At 71.3% G+C, this 21,817-nt stretch carries 18 protein-coding genes; 3 read left to right on the top strand and 15 right to left on the bottom strand.

Annotation, left to right across the window (positions count from 1 at the left end; genetic code table 11):
- Positions 1-186 precede the first annotated feature (186 nt).
- Positions 187-1,452, bottom strand: a complete 1,266-nt coding sequence (locus ACZ5Y0_RS03080) for a helix-turn-helix domain-containing protein (protein WP_469126886.1) — start codon at positions 1,450-1,452, stop codon at positions 187-189.
- Between the two features lie 377 nt (positions 1,453-1,829).
- Positions 1,830-2,159 carry a hypothetical protein gene (locus tag ACZ5Y0_RS03075; RefSeq protein WP_469126885.1) on the bottom strand — a complete coding sequence of 110 codons (330 nt, stop codon included), beginning with the start codon at positions 2,157-2,159 and terminating at the stop codon, positions 1,830-1,832.
- A gap of 304 nt (positions 2,160-2,463) precedes the next feature.
- Between ACZ5Y0_RS03075 and ACZ5Y0_RS03070 the strand changes: the two genes are divergently transcribed.
- Both ACZ5Y0_RS03070 and ACZ5Y0_RS03065 read left to right on the top strand, forming a co-directional pair.
- Positions 2,464-2,991, top strand: a complete 528-nt coding sequence (locus tag ACZ5Y0_RS03070; RefSeq protein WP_469126884.1) for a universal stress protein — start codon at positions 2,464-2,466, stop codon at positions 2,989-2,991.
- A gap of 161 nt (positions 2,992-3,152) precedes the next feature.
- Positions 3,153-3,692 carry a hypothetical protein gene (locus ACZ5Y0_RS03065; RefSeq protein WP_469126883.1) on the top strand — a complete coding sequence of 180 codons (540 nt, stop codon included), beginning with the start codon at positions 3,153-3,155 and terminating at the stop codon, positions 3,690-3,692.
- A 181-nt stretch (positions 3,693-3,873) separates the two neighbouring features.
- Here the strand turns inward: ACZ5Y0_RS03065 and glmS are convergent, their stop codons facing one another.
- The 13 genes from glmS to ACZ5Y0_RS03000 form a co-directional block, all read right to left on the bottom strand.
- The gene (gene glmS / locus ACZ5Y0_RS03060) at positions 3,874-5,691 is read right to left on the bottom strand and encodes a glutamine--fructose-6-phosphate transaminase (isomerizing) (protein WP_388704339.1); all 1,818 of its coding nucleotides are present in this window, start codon (positions 5,689-5,691) and stop codon (positions 3,874-3,876) included.
- A 47-nt stretch (positions 5,692-5,738) separates the two neighbouring features.
- Positions 5,739-5,996 carry a hypothetical protein gene (locus tag ACZ5Y0_RS03055; protein WP_469126882.1) on the bottom strand — a complete coding sequence of 86 codons (258 nt, stop codon included), beginning with the start codon at positions 5,994-5,996 and terminating at the stop codon, positions 5,739-5,741.
- Between the two features lie 383 nt (positions 5,997-6,379).
- Positions 6,380-7,270 carry a DUF4429 domain-containing protein gene (locus ACZ5Y0_RS03050; protein WP_469126881.1) on the bottom strand — a complete coding sequence of 297 codons (891 nt, stop codon included), beginning with the start codon at positions 7,268-7,270 and terminating at the stop codon, positions 6,380-6,382.
- 174 nt (positions 7,271-7,444) lie between these two features.
- On the bottom strand, positions 7,445-9,265 hold the full coding sequence (locus ACZ5Y0_RS03045) for an IucA/IucC family protein (protein ID WP_469126880.1): 1,821 nt from the start codon (positions 9,263-9,265) through the stop codon (positions 7,445-7,447).
- Positions 9,262-9,864 carry a GNAT family N-acetyltransferase gene (locus tag ACZ5Y0_RS03040; RefSeq protein WP_469126879.1) on the bottom strand — a complete coding sequence of 201 codons (603 nt, stop codon included), beginning with the start codon at positions 9,862-9,864 and terminating at the stop codon, positions 9,262-9,264. Before ACZ5Y0_RS03040 ends, ACZ5Y0_RS03045 begins: the two co-directional genes overlap by 4 nt.
- The gene (locus tag ACZ5Y0_RS03035) at positions 9,861-11,144 is read right to left on the bottom strand and encodes a lysine N(6)-hydroxylase/L-ornithine N(5)-oxygenase family protein (protein WP_469126878.1); all 1,284 of its coding nucleotides are present in this window, start codon (positions 11,142-11,144) and stop codon (positions 9,861-9,863) included. Before ACZ5Y0_RS03035 ends, ACZ5Y0_RS03040 begins: the two co-directional genes overlap by 4 nt.
- A complete protein-coding gene (desA, locus tag ACZ5Y0_RS03030) occupies positions 11,128-12,570 on the bottom strand; it encodes a lysine decarboxylase DesA (RefSeq protein WP_469126877.1) in 1,443 nt (480 codons plus the stop codon). Before desA ends, ACZ5Y0_RS03035 begins: the two co-directional genes overlap by 17 nt.
- 175 nt (positions 12,571-12,745) lie before the next feature.
- The gene (locus ACZ5Y0_RS03025; protein WP_469126876.1) at positions 12,746-13,558 is read right to left on the bottom strand and encodes a siderophore-interacting protein; all 813 of its coding nucleotides are present in this window, start codon (positions 13,556-13,558) and stop codon (positions 12,746-12,748) included.
- 97 nt (positions 13,559-13,655) lie between these two features.
- Positions 13,656-14,705, bottom strand: a complete 1,050-nt coding sequence (locus tag ACZ5Y0_RS03020) for an ABC transporter substrate-binding protein (protein ID WP_469126875.1) — start codon at positions 14,703-14,705, stop codon at positions 13,656-13,658.
- A gap of 711 nt (positions 14,706-15,416) precedes the next feature.
- Entirely contained in the window at positions 15,417-16,577 is a 1,161-nt protein-coding gene (locus ACZ5Y0_RS03015; RefSeq protein ID WP_469126874.1) for an acyl-CoA dehydrogenase family protein, read from the bottom strand.
- 5 nt (positions 16,578-16,582) lie between these two features.
- Positions 16,583-17,560: a hydroxymethylglutaryl-CoA lyase gene (locus ACZ5Y0_RS03010; RefSeq protein ID WP_469126873.1), complete on the bottom strand. Its 978-nt coding sequence runs from the start codon at positions 17,558-17,560 to the stop codon at positions 16,583-16,585.
- Complete coding sequence (locus ACZ5Y0_RS03005; RefSeq protein ID WP_469126872.1) at positions 17,557-19,485, bottom strand: acetyl/propionyl/methylcrotonyl-CoA carboxylase subunit alpha; 1,929 nt, start codon at positions 19,483-19,485, stop codon at positions 17,557-17,559. The genes ACZ5Y0_RS03010 and ACZ5Y0_RS03005 overlap by 4 nt, the downstream gene beginning before the upstream one ends.
- 14 nt (positions 19,486-19,499) lie before the next feature.
- The gene (locus ACZ5Y0_RS03000; RefSeq protein WP_469126871.1) at positions 19,500-21,116 is read right to left on the bottom strand and encodes a carboxyl transferase domain-containing protein; all 1,617 of its coding nucleotides are present in this window, start codon (positions 21,114-21,116) and stop codon (positions 19,500-19,502) included.
- A gap of 97 nt (positions 21,117-21,213) precedes the next feature.
- On the opposite strand from ACZ5Y0_RS03000, the gene ACZ5Y0_RS02995 reads away from it, so the two are divergent.
- On the top strand, positions 21,214-21,810 hold the full coding sequence (locus ACZ5Y0_RS02995) for an SACE_7040 family transcriptional regulator (protein ID WP_469126870.1): 597 nt from the start codon (positions 21,214-21,216) through the stop codon (positions 21,808-21,810).
- Positions 21,811-21,817: the final 7 nt, after the last annotated feature.

The following is a 21,817-nucleotide window of genomic DNA, read 5'->3' as shown; positions in this document are numbered from 1 at the left end:
CCGAGACCCCCGTCCCGAGCCCGTCCAACGGCACCCGGCTCGGCGGGACGAGAGGCGACGCTCGCGGCGGCGCGGCCGGCCCGGCACTCGGGGACGAGGCCGTCCGGGGCGGAGGGGGTGCCGCCCTGAGGGGCGGGAACGGGACGGGGCGGTGGTGGGCGGAGACCCGCCCACCACCGCCCACCCTCACATCCCGCTGCGCTGCCCCGGCAACCCGCTCCGGGACCCCGCGTACGCGTCCCGAGGGTGCTGCTCCGCGGCCACCGCGTTCGCGGAAGCGGAGGCAGAGCCCACCGCCCCGGCCCCCGCCGTCCGCCGTATCTGCGGCGGCACCCCAGCGGGCTCGGAGTGCAGGGCGGCGGTACCGCCGCCCGCACCCCCCGCCGCGACGGCGGGCGCCGCCTCACTGTCGGCCGGAGGCATCCGCTCGCTCTGCGGCCGCCGCGCCCGGTAGGCCGCCCGGTAGGCGGCCGGCGAGGAGCCGAGCTGCCGCCGGAAGTGCCCGCGCAGCGCGACCGGTGAGCGGAACCCGCACCGCCCCGCGACCTCGTCGACGGAGTAGTCCGACGTCTCCAGCAGTCGCTGCGCCTGGAGCACCCGCTGGGTGATCAGCCATTGCAGCGGCGCGCTGCCGGTCAGTGACCGGAAGCGCCGGTCGAACGTCCGCCGGCTCATGTAGGCGCGCGCGGCCAGTGTCTCCACGTCGAACTGCTCGTGGAGATGTTCCAGCGCCCAGGCGACGACCTCCGCGAGCGGGTCGGCGCCGATCTCCTCCGGTAAAGACCGGTCGAGGTAGCGCTCCTGGCCGCCCGTCCGGCGCGGTGGGACCACGAGCCGACGGGCCAGCGCACCGGCTGCCTCGTTGCCGTGATCCGTCCGCACGATGTGGAGACAGAGATCGATTCCGGCCGCCGTCCCGGCCGACGTCAGCACATCGCCGTCGTCGACGAACAGCTCGCGCGGATCGACGTGCACCGACGGATAGCGCTTGGCCAGCGTCGGTGCGTACATCCAGTGTGTCGTGGCCGGCCGGCCGTCCAGCAAACCTGCCGCCGCCAGCACGAACGCGCCGGTGCACAGGCCCACGATGCGGGCGCCCTCCTCGTGTGCCCGGCGCAGCGCGTCGAGCGCCTCCGCCGGTGGCGGGGAGGTGATCGAGCGCCAGGCCGGTACGACGACCGTGCCCGCCCTCGATATCGCCTCCAGGCCATGTGGCGCGGTGAGTTCCAGGCCCCCTGTGGTCCGCAGCGGGCCGTCCTCGCCTGCGCTCACCAACAAGCGGTAGCGAGGCACACCGGCGTCCTGGCGGTCAATCCCGAACACCGATAGTGGAATGGAACTCTCGAAGATGGGGCCGCCGCTGAACAGCAGCACCGCGACGATCTCCTTGCGGCGTCGCCCGGACAGTTTCCGGGCCGCGGCTTCCGGCGCGGCAGTGGAGTCGTGGCTCATCCTGCTAAGCCCCCCTCGGTGGTCGCGGCTCCTCGGTTGTGTCGCTCCTGCACGTTTCCCCTCGGTCCTGCACGAGTCCCCCGCCGTAGACAGTCAAGATCGAATCTACTGTGTCGCGTGGTGCCGGAGTGGCCAGTTCGTCACCCGGCACATTGTCGACATGGCAACTTGGCGTGAAGCATTCGATCACGAAGCGTTGCACTCGTGGGCCGTGCGGGGAAGTGCGCCTCGTCGCAGTGGCCAATCCACGTAGGGTGCGCAGGCCCCCCGAGGGGCTTTCTCCGCAGGTCGGACGGGGGGAGGGGGGTGGTTGCGTCAAGGGATGCGCACTATCCGGAAGTTGGCTGAAAAGATGCGGGCGGGTGCGTGAAAACCGGTCAGCCGACCGGTGTGCTTCCACCGCTGTGACGACCGCCACGGTGCGACCCCGTCCCGGACCGCTGACGGTTCTCCCGGCGCGGTGTGCGCGGCGGATGCTCCTCGTCGTGGAGCCGTGCCGCGCGCCGCTCGGAGCGGCGCAGCAGCAGCCGGCAGACGGCCGTGACGGTGGCGAGGCCGCCGGCGGTGCCCGCGGCCCCGGCCAGGGAGGTGCCGTAACAGAGGAGGACCACCGGGACGAGGACGCAGCTGAAGGCCGCCCAGCGGATCAGTTCCGTCGTCCTTCCGTCGCCGGTGCGGGGCTCGGTGGCCGGGCGGGATGAGGGCATGCGGCGGGCTCCTCCCTGAGGGGCGGTTCTGGGGGTTCAACGCCCGTTCGACCGCTCGGTCACCCAGCGGGCGACCGGCGGGTGCGCGGATCCCGTGCGAACCGCCTGTACCGGGCAGCGACCATTGCGTTACGGCGGCCCCTCGTGCATGCTCCCTGGAACCCCTACGGACCGTGGGCGGGACTGGGCCGTGGAGGCGTGACGCCGTACCCTTGGGGGTATGGGGTTGGGAAGATGATTCCCGGACACGCTCCGCCGTTCACGCTCGTCCCACCCGTACAAGGATCGATACGCCGAGACAGCCATGGCCGGTTACGAATTCTTCGAACCAGCGGACCGCAAGCGCCCGGTCGCCGATCACGCGGCGGCCGACCCCCTGGCGGCGGAAGCGGCACGCCCGTCCTGTGATCCCGCTTTCAAGCACGGTGTCGTCGTCGGCTTCGACGGATCGACCTCCAGCGAGCGGGCCCTGGCGTACGCCGTCGGCATGGCCCACCGCTCCCGTGCGGGTCTGATCATCGTGCATGTGGCCAACCGGCTGCCCACCACGGTGTGGGCGGGCTGTGAGCCGCCCGTCTTCGTGGACGTGCCGGACCACCGCACCGAGGTGCTCGGTCTGGAGCTGGCCTGCGCCGAGTATCTGGCCGAGGTCCCCTGGATCCTGGTCGAGCGCGGCGGTGACATCTGCCACGAACTCGAAGAGGTGGGGCGGGAGTACGCGGCGGACGCGATCGTCGTCGGTTCGACGCACGGCCTCGTCGGGCGGATCTTCGGGTCGGTCGCGGGACGGCTCGCCAAGCGGGCGAAGCGGCCGGTCGTCGTCATCCCGTGACGCGCCGGGCAACTCACCGCCGCGGAAGGTGGGATGACTTCCGCATTTCTCCAACTCCCTTGATGTCGCAGGAAACTACTCGCGCGTAGAGGTGGTCCGTGCCCTTGTGAAGGGCATGTACCGTGCACCGCACGACGTGCCTGCGTGAAGGGAGCCGTGCCGTGGACGAAGACGTCCTCGCGGGAAGCGGCACCACCGCCGTGGGCCGACTCGCCCTCGGCGTCCCCCAGTTGGCCGTCGGCCTTGGGCACACCGGCCCCGTCGACGGCGTGACGGCGGCCGACGCCGTGCCGGTCGCCCGGTACGTGTGCGGTGTCGCCCTCTTCGTCGCCGGCCTGATGGCCTTCCGCGACCGTGACGCCGTCTCCGGTACGGCCTTCGTGGTGGTCGGCGCCCTCCGGTCCGCCTGGGCCGGTGCCCAGGTCGCCGCGAACGCCTCGGACCTGTTGCCGCCGCTTTTCGCCCCGGTCGCGCCGCCCCTCACGGTCGGCGCCGCACACCAGCGCGCGGAGGGCGCCTGCGGGCCCTTCCTCGTCGCCCCGTTCCCACTCGCCGAGTCGACGTCGCCGAGGACGACGGCCTCGCCGGGGCCGACGGCTGGTTCGCCGTCGCGGCGGGGGCGGTGGCCCGGTACGCGGCGACCCCCGCGCTCGCGCACCGGCCTACGGCGATCCCGCGACGGGCTGCCCGCCCCGGCGTGACGGCCACGGGCTGATTGGGCAGCCGCGCCGGGGAGTTGGGCGTCCCCGGCGAATGGAGCGGACCCCCCGTGCAGGGTGGCGTCACGGGGGGTCCGTTCCCCCTTCGCGCCTGAACCGGCGCCGCTCTCGCGGACCTGGTCGCTCGGGGGGTGCTCGATCGTCGCTTCGGCCGTGCGGAGGCCTACTCGACCGTCACCGACTTCGCCAGGTTCCTCGGCTTGTCGATGTCGCGGCCGAGGGCCTTGGCCGTGTAGTAGGCCAGGAGCTGGAGCGGGATGCCCATGAGGATGGGGTCGAGTTCGTCCTCGTTCTTGGGGACGATGATCGTCTGGTCGGCCTTCTCCTGCTCCTGGTGGGCCACCGCGAGGATCCGGCCGCTGCGGGCCTTGATCTCCTCCAGGGCGGCGCGGTTCTTCTCCAGCAGGTCGTCGTCGGGGACGATCGCGACCGTCGGCAGGGCGGGCTCGATCAGGGCGAGCGGGCCGTGCTTCAGCTCGGAGGCCGGGTAGGCCTCGGCGTGGATGTACGAGACCTCCTTGAGCTTCAGGGAGGCCTCACGAGCCACCGGATAGCCCCGGACACGGCCGATGAAGAGCATCGAGCGGGCCTCGGCGAACTGCTCGGCCAGCTTCTTGATCTCCTCCTCGCCCTTCAGGATCTCGGCGATCTGGGCGGGCAGCCGGCGCAGACCCTCGATGATCCGCTTGCCGTCGCGCACCGACAGGTCACGGGTGCGGCCGAGGTGCAGGGCGAGCAGCGCGAAGGCGACGGTGGTGTTGGTGAAGCACTTGGTGGAGACGACGCAGACCTCCGGCCCGGCGTGCACGTAGACGCCGCCGTCGGCCTCGCGGGCGATGGCCGAGCCGACCACGTTCACCACGCCGAGGACCCGTGCGCCCTTGCGCTTCAGCTCCTGCACGGCGGCCAGCACGTCGTACGTCTCACCGGACTGGGAGACGGCGATGTAGAGGGTGTCGGGGTCGACGACCGCGTTGCGGTAGCGGAACTCGGAGGCGGGCTCGGCGTCGGCGGGGATGCGGGCCAGCTCCTCGATCATCTGGGCGCCGATCATGCCCGCGTGGTACGAGGTGCCGCAGCCGAGGATCTTCACGCGGCGGATCTGGCGCGCCTCGCGGGCGTCCAGGTTGAGGCCGCCGAGGTGCACGGTGGAGAAGCGGTCGTCGATGCGGCCGCGCAGCACGCGGTCGACGGCGTCGGCCTGCTCGTGGATCTCCTTGTGCATGTAGGTGTCGTGGCCACCCATGTCGTAGGAGGCGGCCTCCCACTCCACGGTGGTGGGCTCGGCCGTGGTGCGGGTGCCCTCCGTGGTGTAGGTGCGGAAGTCGTCGGCCTTGAGGGTGGCCATCTCGCCGTCGTCGAGGGTGACGATCTGGCGGGTGTGGGCGACCAGGGCGGCGATGTCCGAGGCGACGAACATCTCCTTCTCGCCGATGCCGAGGACGACCGGGGAGCCGTTGCGGGCGACGACGATCCGGTCGTTGAAGTCGGCGTGCATGACGGCGATGCCGTAGGTGCCCTCGACCACGCGCAGCGCCTCGCGGACCTTGTCCTCGAGCTTCTCGGCCTGGGAGCGGGCGATGAGGTGGACGAGGACCTCGGTGTCGGTCTCGGAGAGGAACTCGACGCCGTCCGCCTCCAGCTTGCGGCGCAGGTCGGAGGCGTTGTCGACGATGCCGTTGTGGACGACGGCGACCTTGAGGTCGGCCGACATGTGCGGGTGGGCGTTCACGTCCGAGGGGGCGCCGTGGGTGGCCCAGCGGGTGTGGGCGATACCGGTGGTGCCCTTGAAGCGCGCCGGGACCTTGGCCTCCAGGTCGCGGACGCGCCCCTTGGCCTTGACCATCTTCAGGCCGGCCGTCTTCGGGGAGGTGACGACGATGCCCGCGGAGTCGTAGCCGCGGTACTCCAGGCGCTGGAGGCCCTCCAGGAGCAGGGGCGCGACGTCACGCTTCCCGATGTATCCGACGATTCCGCACATGTGTAGGCAATCCCTCTGTAGTTCTCGGCTGGTCCGGGGCCGGTCGCTCAGCCGTAGACCATGCGGCGCAGCTGGCGGAGCGTCGGCTCCGGCGGCGCGACCGCCCGGTATCTCAGATCCGCCGCGATCCGTTCGAAGATCTCCGCGTTGACCAGGCCCTGGGCCTGGAGCTCGCGGTGGCGGCGGCGGACGTACTCCTCGGTCGTCTCGTCGAAGTAGGCGAGAACGTCCTGGATCACCCGCAGCGCTTCACCCCGGTTCAGGGGGGTGGAGCGTGTCAGGTGATCAACGAGTTCGTCGTGCACCCGGTAGATCCTGGGGTACCGACGGAAGATTCGCAAGAATCTTGCCCGATTCCGGGCAGGGCCCTGCGCCGGGGGTTCGGGGGAGACGGTGAACCTCTCCTGAGCGCCTGTTCGTGAGCCGTCCATGCCCGCGCCCGCGATTCGTCGCCCGAGGACACGGGTTCAGACGCCATGGCCATTCCTCGCATGGCCTGTCCGGGCACGTCCGGTCGCGGGTGCGCCGCCACGACCACTCCTCCCTGCGCGTGGACGTCGCTCCCGCAGCCGAGGGCCGCTCCGCCACCCTGACCGTGCGCGGCATCGCCGGGACCGGCGGGCGGATCGACCACCTCACGGTGGCGCGCCGTGCCGGGCAGCGCCCGTCCGGCGTCCTCGCCCCGCTCTCACATGCGCTTGAGGACCGCCTGCTTGGCCAGCGCGAACTCCTCCTCCGTGAGCACCCCGTCGCGACGCAGCTCGCCCAGCTCCCGCAGCCGCCGCAGCAGCGCGTCATGGCCGTCCTCGGCGACCGTGGAGGCGGCCGCGACCGCCCGCGGCCCGTCCCCGGACGGCCGTACGGCGTCCTCGGGGCCCGCGGCCGGGTGCGGGAGCCTGGCCTGCACGGCGGCCGCGACCAGCGCCATCAGCGGGTCCCTCTTGAAACCCCACAGCTCCACGGCGTTCGGGTCGTACTTGGCCGGGGTCTTCACCGGCGCGCCCCGGACCGTGAACCGCAGGTGACCGTTCTCCAGACCGGCCGACGGATACCACTCCACGGCCGTGATCTCGCCGACGGGCAGGGTGCGGACGCCGGCGGCGGCCTTGGCGTCCTCCGTCTTCCAGTTCCACTCCAGGCGCACCCGCTCGCCGTCGAAGCTCGCGGTGCCGTCCCCGGCGGACACCGACAGGGGCACGGACGGGCCCGGCAGCAGATAGGCCTCCACCGGGCCGGCGGGGACCTGGTCCAGCAGCAGCGCGTGGCGCGCCTCGTCCACGAGGTACTCGGCGACGCCGTAGCGGTCGGGCTCCACCACCAGCTGGTAGGGGTCGTGGGGTTCGGTGAGCCGGCCGCCGGTGGCGTGCAGCAGGGGGCAGGCGCCGTCGCGCAGCCGCAGTCGGAGCCGCCCGGACCTCTTGCCCTGCTCGAACGAGAGGCCGGCCAACGCCCCCAGCGGCACGACGATCTCACCGAGGGTCGCGCGGAGCAGACTGACGTTCTTGTCCCGTCCCGGCGTCAGCCGCAGGGCATCCCCGTCGAAGGCCCAGGTGCCGTCCTTCTGGATGATTTCCGCCATGGGGGGATTGTTTCATCACCGGTTCGCTCCGCGCCGGGCCGAGCGGCGGGACGACGGAGCGCAACAGGGGCGACGGGCAAGCACGTGACGGGCAAAGGCCTGACGGGCAAGCACGGGACGACGACGGACGCCGCCCGAGGACCGTACTCGGGGGCGTCCGCCTGTCGGGGGAGGTCAGAACCCGGCGATGGGGTTCTTCAGGGTGCCGATCAGTTGGAGGGCGCCCGACGGGTCCGCCAGGTCCACCATCTGCCGGTTGTTCCGCAGCTGGAGCCGGTTGAGGCAGGACAGCGCGAACTCGGGGGCGAACATGTCGTACTGCCGGAACCGGTCGGCGAGTTCCGGGTTGGCCTCCTGGTACTCGCGGGTGACCTCGGCGACCGTGCGCCAGAAGTCGTCCTCCTCCAGGACTCCTTCGGCGGCCAGGCCGGCGGCGAGGAAGCGGAAGAAGCAGTCGAAGACGTCCGTGAAGATCGACAGGAGCTTCTTGTCCTCGGGGACCTCGACCCGGATGCGCCGCACCTCGGGCGGCAGCACCGCGTCCGGGTCCATGACGGCGATCTCCTCGGCGATGTCCTTGTAGACCGCCCGCTGCACGACGCCGTCCTTCAGCACCAGGATGGTGTTCTCGCCGTGCGGCATGAAGACCAGGTCGTACGCGTAGAAGGTGTGCAGCAGCGGGGTGTAGTAGGCCCGCAGGTAGTGCCGCAGCCACTCGGAGGGGGCCAGGCCGGACCGCTCGATCAGCGCGCCGGCCACCGACCTGCCGTCGTGGTCCACGTGGACCAGGGCGGCCATCGTGGCGAGGGACTCGCCGTCCTGGAGGGAGGGGACGGGGCTCTCCCGCCACAGCGCGGCCAGCATTTTGCGGTACGGGGAGTAGCGGTCGGTCGCCGCCTCGTACTCCAGGTGCCGGTAACCGACGGCCGCCCGCTCCCGGATGATCGACAGCCCCGTGGACTTCAGTACGGGGTCGTTGTCGATCAGCTGGGCCAGCCAGTCGTTGATCGCCGGGGTCGCCTCCATGTACGCCGCCGACAGGCCGCGCATGAAGCCCATGTTGAGGACGGACAGGGCCGTCTTCACGTAATGCTTCTCGGGGTCGGACCTGTTGAAGAACGTCCGGATGGACTGCTGTGCCAGGTACTCGTCGTCGCCCTCGCCCAGGCACACCAGGTTTCCGCGGGCGACCTCGGCGGCGAAGGTGACGGCGAGCTTGTTCCACCACTGCCAGGGGTGGACGGGGATGAGGAGGTAGTCGGCCGGGTCGAGGCCCCGCTCGCGCAGCACACCGTCGAACCGGTCGACCGTCTCCGCCCCCAGCTCCTGCCGGACGAACGACGCGTAGTCGATGCCGACGCCCGCCGTGAACGCCGCCCGCGACCGGTGCGCGGCCAGCCACACCAGGCGGACGGGGCTCGCGGTCTCCGGCGCGTACGACAGGTAGTCGTGGACGCCGAAGCCGAGTCTCCCGTTGTTGGCGACGAAGCAGGGATGGCCCTCGGTCATCCCCGTCTCGATGGCCTGGAAGCCGCCGCCCACCAGTTCGGCGGCCGTGACCTGCGGCTTGGTGAGCTTGTAGCAGGTGCCGGAGAGAGTGGAGGAGATCTCCTCCAGGTAGACCGGCAGGATCTCCTCGCTCAGCCCGAGGGTCCGCTTCAGCTCGAGGAAGAAGTCGAGTGCCGCGACGGGGAGTTCGGCGCCGTCGCGGGTGCGGGTGATCGAGTCGGCGTCGATCTGCCAGTGGTCGAGGAGGCGACGCACGGCGGTGAAGCGGTAGTACGTCAGGCCGTCGTCGCTGCGTACGACGTAGCGGTTGTCGTCCGTGGACCCGGATGTGGCACCGGATGTGGCCCCGGGCGTGGACCCGGACGTCAACTCGGGTGTGATCAACCGTTCGTGCGCGAACTCCGCGAGGGCCTTGCGCACCAGCAGGCGGTTGGCCTTCTCCCAGCGCTCGGGGGAGAGGTGGGAAACGGCGTCGGCGAGGCTCACGCGCCCACCCCCGTGGCCGCCACGAACCGTGCCCGCGTGCAGAAGCTGAGCAGCGCCGACTTCTCCGGCTTCTGGATCTCGCGCTCGGGGACGAAGCCGACGGCCTCGTTCAGCGCGTGCACGGCCGTGTTGGAGACGTCGGGCTCGACCACGACCCGCTCGGTGGCCGGGTCCGCGAAGAGGTGCGCCATGACGGCGGTGATGACCGCGCGGGTGAAGCCGTGCACGGGCCGGTCGGTGGGAGCGACCAGGAAGTGCATGCCGACGTCGCCGGGGCGCGGCTCGTACAGACCGACCAGTTCGCGGTGGCGCGGGTCGTAGTACTCCATCAGGAAGGCGGGTACGCCGTCGTGCAGCCCGAGCAGGGCGTGGTGGTGCTCGTCGGCGGCGATCTCCATGTAGGCGCGCTCGACGTCCACCAGTTTCGCGTCCTGCATCATCCAGAAGGCCGCCTTGGGGTGCGTCACCCAGGAGTGCAGCAGCTCGGCGTCCTTCAGGGGGTCGAGGGGACGGAGGGTGAGACGGCCGACGGCCGCGTCGGAGGGGACGGCGCGCGGGCTGTCGTCGCGGGCGGTGGTGGGCGACGGATGGGCGGTCATGCGCTGAACTCCTGGAAGGCGATGGTCTTCTCGACCGGGTAGTACTCGCTGCCGAGCAGCTCGCGGATGATGCAGCTGTTGCGGTAGGCACCCATGCCGAGGTCCGGGCTGGTGATGCTGTGCGTGTGCACGCCCGCGTTCTGGAGGAACACGCCGCGGCCCGTGGTGTCGATGGCGTAGTTGCGGGCGACGTCGAAATTGCCCCGCGAGTCGTAGCGCAGCCGGTCGCGGACCGGCTTCAGGAACGCGGGCTCGGCGTACTTGTAGCCGGTGGCGAGGACCAGACCCTGCGAGGTCAGCTCGAAGTCCTTGCCCTGCTCCTCCTGGCGGAAGGACAGGGTGTAGGTGCCGTTCTCGTGACGCGCGCCGCGCAGCGCCGAGTTGGTGAGCAGGCGGGTGGGCACCGGACCGCCGAGGTTCTTCTGGTACAGCAGGTCGAAGATCTCGTTGATGAGGTCGCCGTCGATGCCCTTGAACAGGCCCTTCTGCTCGGCCGTGAGCCGGTAGCGGGTGGCCTCCGGCAGCTCGCGGAAGTAGTCGACGTACTCGGGGGACGTCATCTCCAGCGTCAGCTTGGTGTATTCGAGGGGGAAGAAGCGCGGCGAGCGCGTAACCCAGTTGAGCTGGTAGCCGTGGACGTCGATCTCGCTGAGCAGGTCGTAGTAGATCTCGGCGGCCGACTGGCCGGAGCCGACCAGCGTGATCGACTCCTTCTTCTGGAGCTCCGCCTTGTGCCGCATGTAACGGGAGTTGTGCAGGAAGTCGCCGCCCAGGCCCTCGCAGGCCTCCGGCACGTACGGCGGGGTGCCCGTCCCGAGGACCAGGTGAGGGGCGCGGAACTCCTCGCCGTCCGTGGTCCGCACGGCGTACAGCGCCGCGTCCTCGTCGTACGTCACCTCGGCGACCGTCGTCGAGAAGCGCACGCTGCTGAGCTTGTTCGCGGCCCAGCGGCAGTAGTCGTCGTACTCGACGCGCAGGGGGTAGAAGTTCTCGCGGATGTAGAACGAGTACAGGCGGCCCTTCTCCTTCAGGTAGTTGAGGAAGGAGTACGGCGAGGTCGGGTCGGCGAGGGTCACCAGGTCCGACATGAACGGCGTCTGGAGGTGCGCGCCGTCGAGGAACATGCCGGCGTGCCACTCGAAGTCGGGCTTCGACTCCAGGAAGACGCCGGTGAGTTCGTCGATGGGCTCGGTCAGACAGGCGAGGCCGAGGTTGAAGGGGCCGAGCCCGATCCCGACGAAGTCGTGGGTCGCTGCGGGGCTTTCAGGACGCGCGGTCAAGGGACTCTCCCAGGTACTGCTCGGCGTGGCCGGCGATCAGATCGAGGACGGCGGCCATGTCGTCGACCGTCGTCTCGGGGTTGAGCAGGGTGAACTTCAGGTAGTGGCGGCCGCTCACCTTGGTGCCCGCCACCACGGCGTCACCGGAGGCGAACAGCGCCTTGCGGGCGTGGAGGTTGGCGCGGTCGATCTCGGCCGGGTCGGTCACGGCCCGCGGGACGTAGCGGAAGACCAGGGTGGACAGCGACGGCTCCACGACGACGTCGAAGCGCGGGTCGGCGGCGAGCAGTCTCCAGCCCTCCACCGCGAGGTCGCAGACCTCGTCGAAGAGCTGACCGATGCCGTCGGCACCCATCGTGCGCAGTGTCATCCACAGTTTGAGGGCGTCGAAGCGGCGGGTGGTCTGGAGGGACTTGTCGACCTGGTTGGGGATGCGTTCCTGCACCATGCGGCGGGGGTTCAGGTACTCGGCGTGGTAGGTGGCGTGGCGCAGCGTGGCCGCGTCCTTGACCAGCAGGGCCGAGGAACTCACCGGCTGGAAGAAGGACTTGTGGTAGTCCACGGTCACGGAGTCGGCGTGCTCGATGCCGTCGATCCGGCCGCGGTACTTCACCGAGGCGAGCAGCCCGCAGCCGTAGGCGGCGTCGACGTGCATCCAGGCGCCGTACTGCTGGCACAGCTCGGCGATCTCGGGCAGCGGATCGATGGAGCCGAAGTCGGTCGTGCCGGCGGTGGCGACGACGGCCATGGGCACCAGGCCCTCCCGCGCGCAGCGCTCCAGCTCGCGGGCGAGGGCGACGGTCTGCATGCGCTTGTCGTGGTCGACGGGGATGGAGACCACGGCGTCCGGGGCCAGACCGAGCAGTTTCGCGGACTTCCTCACGCTGAAGTGGCTGACGTCGGAGGCGAAGACGCGCAGTCTGTCCAGGGAGTCGGTCTTGGCCTCCTCGCGGGCGAGCAGCAGGGCCTGGAGGTTGGACTGGCTGCCGCCGGAGGTGAACACGCCGTCGGCGGCGGGGCCGAGGCCGACGCGGGCGGCCGTCCAGTCGACCAGCTTCCGCTCGATGAGGGTCCCGCCGGCCGACTGGTCCCAGGTGTCCAGGGAGGAGTTGACGGCGGACAGGACCGCCTCGCCGAGCACGGCCGGGATGACGACCGGGCAGTTGAGATGGCCGAGGTAGCGGGGGTGGTGGAAGTAGATCGCGTCGCGGAGGTAGACCTCCTCCAGCTCGTCCAGTACCGCCGCGGTGTCGCCCAGGGGCCGGTCGAGGTCGATCCGCTCGATGCGGGGAGCGAGGGCGTCCACCGTGACGCCGGTGAACGGACGGTCGGTGGTGGCGAGTTTGGCGGCCACCCGCTCGACTCCTTCGGTCACGGTGCGGCGGTACCGCTCCGCGTTCGTGTCATTGAGCAGGTGCGAGCGCATCGTGGGGGTCCTCCGGGATGGGGACGGGTCCGCCGCGGGACGGACGCGGGAGCGGAGCCTCGATTGAACTTAGGTTAGCCTAACCTAAGTTTCTTGAGGGGCGCACCCGCTTCGCCGTGACGGTGATCACGTCCGTGCCCGTCGGCCGACTGCCCCAGGCGGGCACCTCGCTCGCCTACTCGGCAGCGCGCAGCTGCTCCTCGGTCATGCCCTGACGCCAGTACCCCACGAAGGTGATCCGGCGCCGGTCGACGCCGCGCTCCCGCACGAAGTGCCGACGCAGCGCCTTCACCGAGCCCGACTCGCCCGCGATCCAGACGTACGGCCGCTCGGTGGGCGGGAGTGCGGTCTCGCGCAGGGCGTCGAGGGACGACGTTCCGCCGCTCAGCCAGGTGATCTCGGCGTCCGCCGCGGTCACCAGGTGCTGCGCGTTCCCGGCGTCGCGCACTTCCAGCCACGCCCGGACGCGCCGGCCGGCGGGCAGCGACTTCAGGATCGACGCGATCGCCGGGAGGGCCGTCTCGTCACCCCACAGCAACACCAGGTCGGTGTCCCGCGGCGGCCGGAACCGGATCGCCCGGTTGTCGGCGACGGCGGGCCCGAGCACGAACACCCGGTCCCCGGCGCCCGCCCGGTCGGCCCACGCGGAGGCGGGTCCGGCCGGGGTGTGCAGCACGAAGTCGATGTCGATCTCGTCGGGATCCCGGCGCAGCTCCCGCAGGGTGTACGAGCGCATCACCGCCCTCACGCCGTCCGGCAGTTCACGCCAGCCCTGCCACCAGCCGTCCCCCAGCTCGACGGGAACGGCCGGCGCGTCCTGTCCCGGATGCGGCAGGAACAGCGACAGGGACTGGTCGTGGCCGTCGGAGACGAAGTGCCGGAGGTCCTCTCCGGCGAGGCTCACCCGGACCAGGGACGGGCCGAGCCGCCTCGTCCGCACGACGTGAAGGGAGAAGAAACGGAACGGGGCGGCAACGGCCGTGGTCATGCGGGCTCCTGGAACGGGGGGAGGGGCGGCCGGCCTTCTTCGGGGGCGGGCCCGGCTGAGCGGCTCGGCCGTGCGCGCGGGCCCCGGATCACCCCTGTCAGGCGACCTTCTTGGCCTTCTCGAGCGCCTCGGCGAGGGTCTCCAGCAGCGGCACGCACTTGTCGTACGACAGGATCGGCTCGGGCGAACGGGCGATGACCTGCCCCGCCTTCACCGCGGGGAGCTGCTTCCACGTCGGCTTGGTGATGTCGGCCGGCTGGATCGTCGAGGAGCGGTCGTCCATCATGATGATGTCGGCCTTGTACTTGTCGACGTTCTCCCAGCTCAGCGACTCGTACCAGCCGCCACCCTCGGCCTTGGCGCTCTCCGGCGGCTCGATGAAGTTCACCCCGAGGGCCTTGAAGTACTCCAGGTCGATGGAGAGGTTGGTGCCGGAGACGTAGAACAGCTGGTCGCTCGCGGAACCGGCCAGCACCTTGATGTCGGGCTTGGCCTTGGCGGCGGCGCGCAGCCGGGTGGCGGCCGTCTCGAAACGCTTCTTGGCGTCGGTGACCTTCGTGGCGGCCATGTCCGCGCCGAGGGACTCGGCCAGCTCCCACATACGCTCCAGCGGAGCGGTGAGCTGCCGGTCGTAGACGGAGACGGCCACGCTGGGGGCCAGCTTGGCGATCTTGTCCTTGGAGGCCTCGGGGACGTACCAGAGGGTGCCGGCGTTGTCGAACATCGTGGAGACGAGCACGTCGGGCGCGAGGGCCGCGTACTTCTCGACGTTGAACTCGTCCCAGACGTTGCCGAGGATCTCGACCTTGGTGATGTCCATGTCGCCGGCCTGGACGTCGGCCTTGCCGTCGGTGGTTCTGGTCGGTCCGAAGACACCCTTGACCTGGACGCCGTAGTCGTACAGGGCGGCCGCGACGCCGGTGAACGCGACGATGTTCGCCGGGATTCTGTCGAGCTTCACGGTGGTCCCGCGGTCGTCCTTGAACGTCCAGGGGCCGGACTTGGCGGCAGCGCCCTTCGTCGACTTCGAGCCACCGCTCTCCGGGTCGTCGTCCCCGCAGGCTGCGAGCACGGCACCGAGGCCGAGGGCGCCACCGGCGGCGAGGATGCCGCGACGGGTGAGGTGAGTGGCTCTGGCGTTGGACATGAGTGTGGCTGCTTTCGAACGGGGCGGATCACCGCCGGACAATTCGAAGGTAGGTTAGCCTAACCTCAGATGTTGTCCAGGGGTGGGGCCGCGGACCGGACGGTCCGCCCGTGATTCCGCGAGGTGCCCACGCCGACCTGATTCGGTCAAGGGGGTGGCCCGGCAGGGAAGTTGGCGGCTGTTCGCCTCCCGCCGCGACTCCGCCGACCGCTCAACGGCCCTGGAGTTCTCACGGCATGGGCTCGACGGCCCACTTGCTGACGGGAAGACGTCGCGGCCGTCGATGCCGACGGTACCCGGGACGACAGCGCCTCTCCCTTGTCTCCCGCACCGGACGCCGTGCGCACGGTCGACAGCCCGCCGTCGTCACCGACGGCACGTACCCCGCCGGCCGGGCGAGCGGCTGCGGCCCTCGTCGCCCTGTCAGGGGCCTCGCGGCGCTCGCGGCGGCGGCACGGTACGGGCGGATCCAGGACCCGCGGGCCCGGCGGCGGGTACCCCGCCGCCGGGCGCTCCGGAAGAAGGAGGGGCGCCCCCCGCCCGGGTCCCCCGCCCGGATCCCCCGAGGGGGGACTCCGCCCGCAGCCCCGGAAGGAGGGGCGGGAGACTCCCGCCGGGCGTCCGGAGGAAGTCGCGGGACTCCCGCCGGGCCTCCGGAGCAAGTGGCGCGACTCCCGCCGGCCGTCCGGAGGAAGGCGGGTGCTGTGACCCTCAGCCCGCCAGCCCCAACTCCCGTGCGATCAGCATCCGCTGGACCTCGCTCGTGCCCTCGCCGATCTCCAGGATCTTGGAGTCGCGCCACATACGGGCGACCGGGTACTCGTTCATGAAGCCGTAGCCGCCGTGGACCTGGGTGGCGTCGCGGGCGTTGTCGACGGCGATCGTCGAGGAGTACAGCTTCGCCAGGGCCGCCTCCTTCTTGAAGGGGTCGCCGGACACCAGGCGGGACGCCGCGTCGCGCCAGGCGAGGCGGGCCGTGTGGGCCTTCATCTCCATGTCGGCGATCTTGAACTGGATGGCCTGGTTGGCGCCGATCGGGCGGCCGAAGGCGTGGCGCTCCCGGGCGTACTTCACCGACTCGTCCACACAGCCCTGCGCGAGGCCCGTCGCCAGTGCCGCGATGGCGACGCGGCCCTCGTCCAGGATGCGCAGGAACTGGGCGTAGCCGCGGCCCTCCTCTCCCAGCAGGTTCGCCGCCGGGACGCGGACGTCGGTGAAGGACAGCTCGCGGGTGTCCGAGGCGTTCCAGCCGACCTTGGAGTAGGGCGCGGCGACCGTGAAGCCGGGGGTGCCGGACGGGACGACGATGGCGGAGATCAGCGGTCTGCCGTCCGGCTTGCGGCCGGTCACGGCGGTGACGGTGACCAGGCCCGTGATGTCCGTGCCGGAGTTGGTGATGAAGCACTTCGTGCCGTTGATCACCCACTCGTCGGTGTCCGGGTCCAGCCGGGCCGTCGTACGCGTCGCGCCCGCGTCACTGCCGCCGTCCGGCTCGGTCAGGCCGAACGCGCCCAGGATCTCGCCGGAGCACAGCCGCGGGAGCCACTCCCGCTTCTGCTCGTCGGTGCCGAAGAGGTGGATCGGCATCGCGCCCAGCGACACGCCCGCCTCCAGGGTGATCGCCACCGACGAGTCGACGCGGGCCAGTTCCTCCAGCGCGATGCCCAGCGCCAGGTAGTCACCGCCCATACCGCCGTACTCCTCGGGGAAGGGCAGCCCGAACAGGCCCATGCGGCCCATCTCGCGGACGATCTCGTACGGGAACTCGTGCCGCTCGTAGAAGTCGCCGATCTTCGGCGCCACGACGTCGTGCGCGAACTGCTCGACGGTGCGCCGCAGTTCTTCCAGCTCGGGGGAGAGTCGGTGGTCCATGGCGGTCACTGCTCCTTGTGGGCCGCGCGGCCCTCTTGGCCCTCTGTGTCCTCGTGGGACAGGGCGCGGACGGTGCGGGACGGGCTGGGCCGGCCCAGTCGGCCGGCCATCCAGACGCTGGTGGCGACGAGACGGCCGAGGTCGACCCCGGTGTCGATGCCGAGGCCGGTCAGCATCCACACGAGGTCTTCGGTGGCGAGATTGCCGGTGGCGGACTTCGCGAACGGGCAGCCGCCCAGCCCGCCCGCCGAGGCGTCGACGGTGGTGACGCCGTGCCGGAGCGCGGCCAGGGTGTTGGCGAGGGCCTGGCCGTAGGTGTCGTGGAAGTGCACGCCGAGCGCGCCGACGGGGATGCCCTCCTCGTCGAGCGCGGTCAGCAGTTCCTCGACATGGCCGGGGGTGGCGACACCGATCGTGTCGCCGAGGCTCAGCTCGTCGCAGCCCATGTCGACCAGGGCCCGGCACACGCGGACGACCTGGGGGACCGGGACCGCCCCCTCCCAGGGGTCGCCGAAGCACATGGAGAGGTAGCCGCGCACATGCACCCCGTCGGCCTTGGCCCGCTCCACCACCGGGTGGAACATGGCCAGCGCCTCGTCCACCGTGCGGTTGAGGTTGGCCTTGGCGAACGACTCGGTGGCGCTGGCGAACACCGCGACCCGCCTGGCTCCCAGGGCCAGCGCCCGGTCCAGCCCGCGTTCGTTCGGCACCAGCACCGGCAGCTCCACCGGCAGGCCGGAGAGCAGGGGGAACAGTTCCTCGGCGTCGGCGAGCTGGGGCACCCACTTGGGGTGGACGAAGCTGGTCGCCTCGATCGTGGTCAGCCCGGCCTCGGCGAGCCGGTGCACGAACTCGGCCTTCACGGCCGTGGGAACGGTCGTCTTCTCGTTCTGGAGGCCGTCGCGCGCGCCCACCTCGTGGATGCGGACCCGTGCCGGCAGGCCCGGCGCGGGCACCGTCATCGGAAGTCCTCGCACGGTCATCCCTCCTCCTCGTGCGGCGCGATCACGGCCAGCACCTGGTCCATGGCGACGGTCGTGCCCGCGGTGACGTCCAGTTCGGCGACCGTGCCGGCGTGCGGGGCGGAGATGACGTGCTCCATCTTCATCGCCTCCACCACCAACAGGCTCTGGCCCGCCGTCACCGCGTCGCCGACGGCGACCTTCACCACCGTCACCGTGCCCGGCATGGGCGCGGTCAGCGAGTCGGCGCCCGCGTGCGCGGCCCCGGTCAGGGACGCGGCCACCGGGTCGTGGTCGCGCACCTGCCAGGCGTCGCCCTCGCGGCCCAGCCAGTCACCGGCGCGGTGAAAGGTGTGCCGGACGCCGTCGAGGGTGACGGTGACCTGGTCGTCGGTGACGGCATGGGTGCCGCGCGGCGCGTACTCCACGGGGTCGGTGACCCGCAGCGGGAACGCCACCGGCCGGTGCGCCCCGCCCAGCCGCCATCCGCTCGGCACCGAGAAGGGATCCGTCCACCCGGGCCCGGACGGCCTCAGCGCCTCCATCCGTACGGCCGCGGCGGCCTCGTAGACCTCCTCCGGTACGTCGGTGGGGACCAGGTCGTCCACGACCCGCTCGACCAGTCCGGTGTCCAGCTCGCCCGCCACGACCGCCGGATGGGCGAGCAGCCGGCGCAGGAACCCGGCGTTGGTCTGCACGCCCAGCGTGACCGTGTCCGCGAGGGCGGCCCGGAGCCTGCGCAGCGCCGTGGCCCGGTCGGGGCCGTACGCGATCACCTTGGACAGCATCGGGTCGTACAGGCTGCCGACCTCGGTGCCCTCGCTCAGCCCCGAGTCGGTGCGCACCCCTTCGCTCCGTGGCTCGCGCAGCCTGAGCACGGTGCCGCCGGACGGCAGGAACCCGCGGGAGGGGTCCTCGGCGCACAGGCGGGCCTCGACGGCGTGCCCCGTGAGACGGATGTCGTCCTGCGTGTACGGCAGCCGCTCACCGGCCGCCACCCGCAGCTGCCACTCCACCAGGTCGAGCCCGGTGACCAGCTCGGTGACGGGGTGCTCCACCTGGAGACGGGTGTTCATCTCCATGAAGTAGTAGGCCTTCGGGTCCCCGCCGGGGACGATGAACTCCACCGTGCCGGCGCCCCGGTAGCCGCAGGACAGGGCCGCCTGGACCGCCGCCTCGCCCATCCCCGCGCGGGTCGCCTCGTCGAGGAGCACACTGGGCGCCTCCTCGATGATCTTCTGGTGCCGGCGCTGGAGGGAGCACTCGCGCTCGCCCAGGTGGATCACCCTGCCGTGGCCGTCCGCGAGCACCTGGATCTCGATGTGCCGGGGCCGGTCGATCCACCGCTCGACGAGGAGCGTGTCGTCGCCGAAGGACGCGCGTGCCTCACGGCGGGCGGCGGCGATCTCGTCGAGGAGGCTGTCGGCCTCCCGCACCAGCCGCATGCCCTTGCCGCCACCGCCGGCCGACGGCTTCAGCAGCACGGGCATGCCGATCTTCCGTGCCGCGGCGGCGAGTTCGGCGTCGTCGAGACCGCTTCCGCTGGACCCCGGCACCACCGGGACGCCCGCCGCCTGCACGGTCTCCTTGGCGCGGATCTTGTCGCCCATGAGGGAGATCGCGTCGGCCGGCGGCCCGATGAAGACGAGCCCGGCGTCGGCGCACGCGCGCGCGAAGCCGGCGTTCTCCGCGAGGAAGCCGTAGCCGGGGTGGACGGCCTGGGCGTCGGTGCGGGCGGCGGCCTCCAGCAGCCGCTCCACCGACAGATAGGACTCGGCGGCGGGCGCCGGACCGATCCGGACGGCCGTGTCGGCCTCCCGGACGTGCCGGGCGTCGGCGTCCGCGTCGGAGAAGACGGCCACCGAGCGCACGCCGAGGGAGCGCAGGGTGCGGATGACCCGGACGGCGATCTCGCCGCGGTTGGCCACGAGGACTGTGTCGAACATCGTCTTGGAGCCCCTCACATCCGGAAGACGCCGAACTGGGGATCACCCAGGGGCGCGTTGGCACAGGCGGTCAGGGCCAGACCCAGCACCTGGCGGGTGTCCAGCGGGTCGATGACCCCGTCGTCCCAGAGCCGGGCGGTCGCGTAGTAGGCGTTGCCCTGCCGCTCGTACTGCTCCCGGATCGGGTCCCTGAAGGCCTCCTCCTCCTGGGCGGGCCACTCCTGGCCGCGCGCCTCCAGCTGGTCGCGCTTGACCGTGGCGAGGACGGAGGCGGCCTGCTCGCCGCCCATCACGGAGATCTTGGCGTTCGGCCACATCCACAGGAAGCGGGGGGAGTAGGCCCGGCCGCACATCGAGTAGTTCCCGGCGCCGTACGACCCGCCGACCACGACCGTCAGCTTGGGCACGCGCGTGCAGGCCACCGCGGTGACCATCTTGGCGCCGTGCTTGGCGATGCCGCCGGCCTCGTAGTCCTTGCCGACCATGAAGCCGGAGATGTTCTGGAGGAACAGCAGCGGGATGCCGCGCTGGTCGCACAGCTCGATGAAGTGGGCGCCCTTCTGGGCGGACTCGGAGAACAGGATGCCGTTGTTGGCGACGATGCCGACGGGGTGCCCGTGGATGCGGGCGAAGCCGGTGATCAGGGTCTGCCCGAACTCGGACTTGAACTCGGCGAACCGTGAGCCGTCGGTGACACGGGCGATGATCTCCCGTACGTCGTACGGGGTACGGGAGTCGACCGGGACCGCGCCGTAGAGGCCGTGGGGGTCGACCTTCGGCTCGACGGACGGCCGCACCTCCCAGGGGAGCGCGCGGCGGGCCGGGAGGGTGGAGACGATGGTCCGCACGATGCGCAGCGCGTGCGCGTCGTCCTCCGCGAGATGGTCGGTGACGCCCGACACCCGCGCGTGGACCTCGCCGCCGCCCAGTTCCTCCGCGGTGACGACCTCCCCGGTGGCGGCCTTCACCAGCGGGGGGCCGCCGAGGAAGATCGTGCCCTGGCCGCGCACGATGACGGCCTCGTCGCTCATGGCCGGGACGTACGCCCCGCCGGCCGTGCACGAGCCGAGCACGGCGGCGATCTGCGGGATGCCGGCGCCGGACATCCGGGCCTGGTTGTAGAAGATCCGCCCGAAGTGCTCACGGTCCGGGAACACCTCGTCCTGCATGGGCAGGAAGGCGCCGCCGGAATCCACCAGGTACAGGCACGGCAGGCGGTTCTCGAGAGCGACCTCCTGGGCCCGCAGATGCTTCTTGACCGTCATGGGGTAGTAGGTGCCGCCCTTGACGGTGGCGTCGTTGGCGACGATCACGCACTCCCGGCCGCTGACCCGGCCGATCCCGGCGATCACGCCGGCGGCCGGGGCCTGCCCGTCGTACAGCCCGTCGGCGGCGAGGGGGGCCAGTTCCAGGAACGGGGAACCGGGGTCGAGGAGGGTGTCCACCCGGTCCCTCGGCAGCATCTTCCCGCGCGCGGTGTGCCGGGCCCGCGCCTTCTCCCCGCCGCCGAGGCGGGCCGCGGCGAGCTTGCCGCGCAGCTCCTCGACGAGTGCGAGGTGGGCCTTCTCGTTGGCCCGCCAGGCCTCCGACGCGGGGTCTGCCGCGCTGGTCAGCTCCGGTGCCTGCTCCATACCTTGCGGTCCCCTCACCCAGTGGTCGACTGTTAATGAGCGTTAACCATTTCCATCAGGTTAACGAGCGCTAACCTCGATGTCTAGAATTGTTTTCATGGCCACCAGAACCGACGCCCCGACCCGCCGCGAGCAGATCCTCAAGGAGGCCGCGCGGCTGTTCGCCGAACGCGGGTTCCACGGCGTCGGCGTGGACGAGATAGGAGCCGCGGTCGGCATCAGCGGGCCCGGCCTCTACCGGCACTTCCCCGGCAAGGACGCGATGCTCGCGGAGCTGCTGGTCGGGATCAGCGGCCGGCTGCTGACCGGCGCGCGGCGCCGGGTGCAGGAGGCCGACGGGGTCGGGGGCGAGGCGGTCCTCGACTCGCTCATCGAGGGGCACATCGACTTCGCGCTCGACGACCGTCCCCTCATCACCCTGCACGACCGTGAGCTGGACCGCCTCCGCGACAGCGACCGCAAGCTGGTGCGGCAGTTGCAGCGGCAGTACGTCGAGCTGTGGGTGGAGGTCGTCCGCGAGGCCTACCCGGCGCTGACGGAACCGGCGGCCCGGTCCGCGGTGCACTCGGTGTTCGGACTGCTGAACTCCACCCCGCACCTGGGGAGGGCGGGCTCGCTCCCCGGCCGGGGAGCCATGGCGGACCTCCTCCACCGGATGGCCAGGGGCGCCTTCGGCTCCGCGGCGGAGACGTAGGGGCGGG

The sequence above is a fragment of the Streptomyces sp. NPDC033216 genome (genome assembly GCF_055577115.1).
The sequence above is the reverse complement of the archived record's forward strand: the minus strand, read 5'-3'. Positions and strand labels throughout refer to the sequence as shown.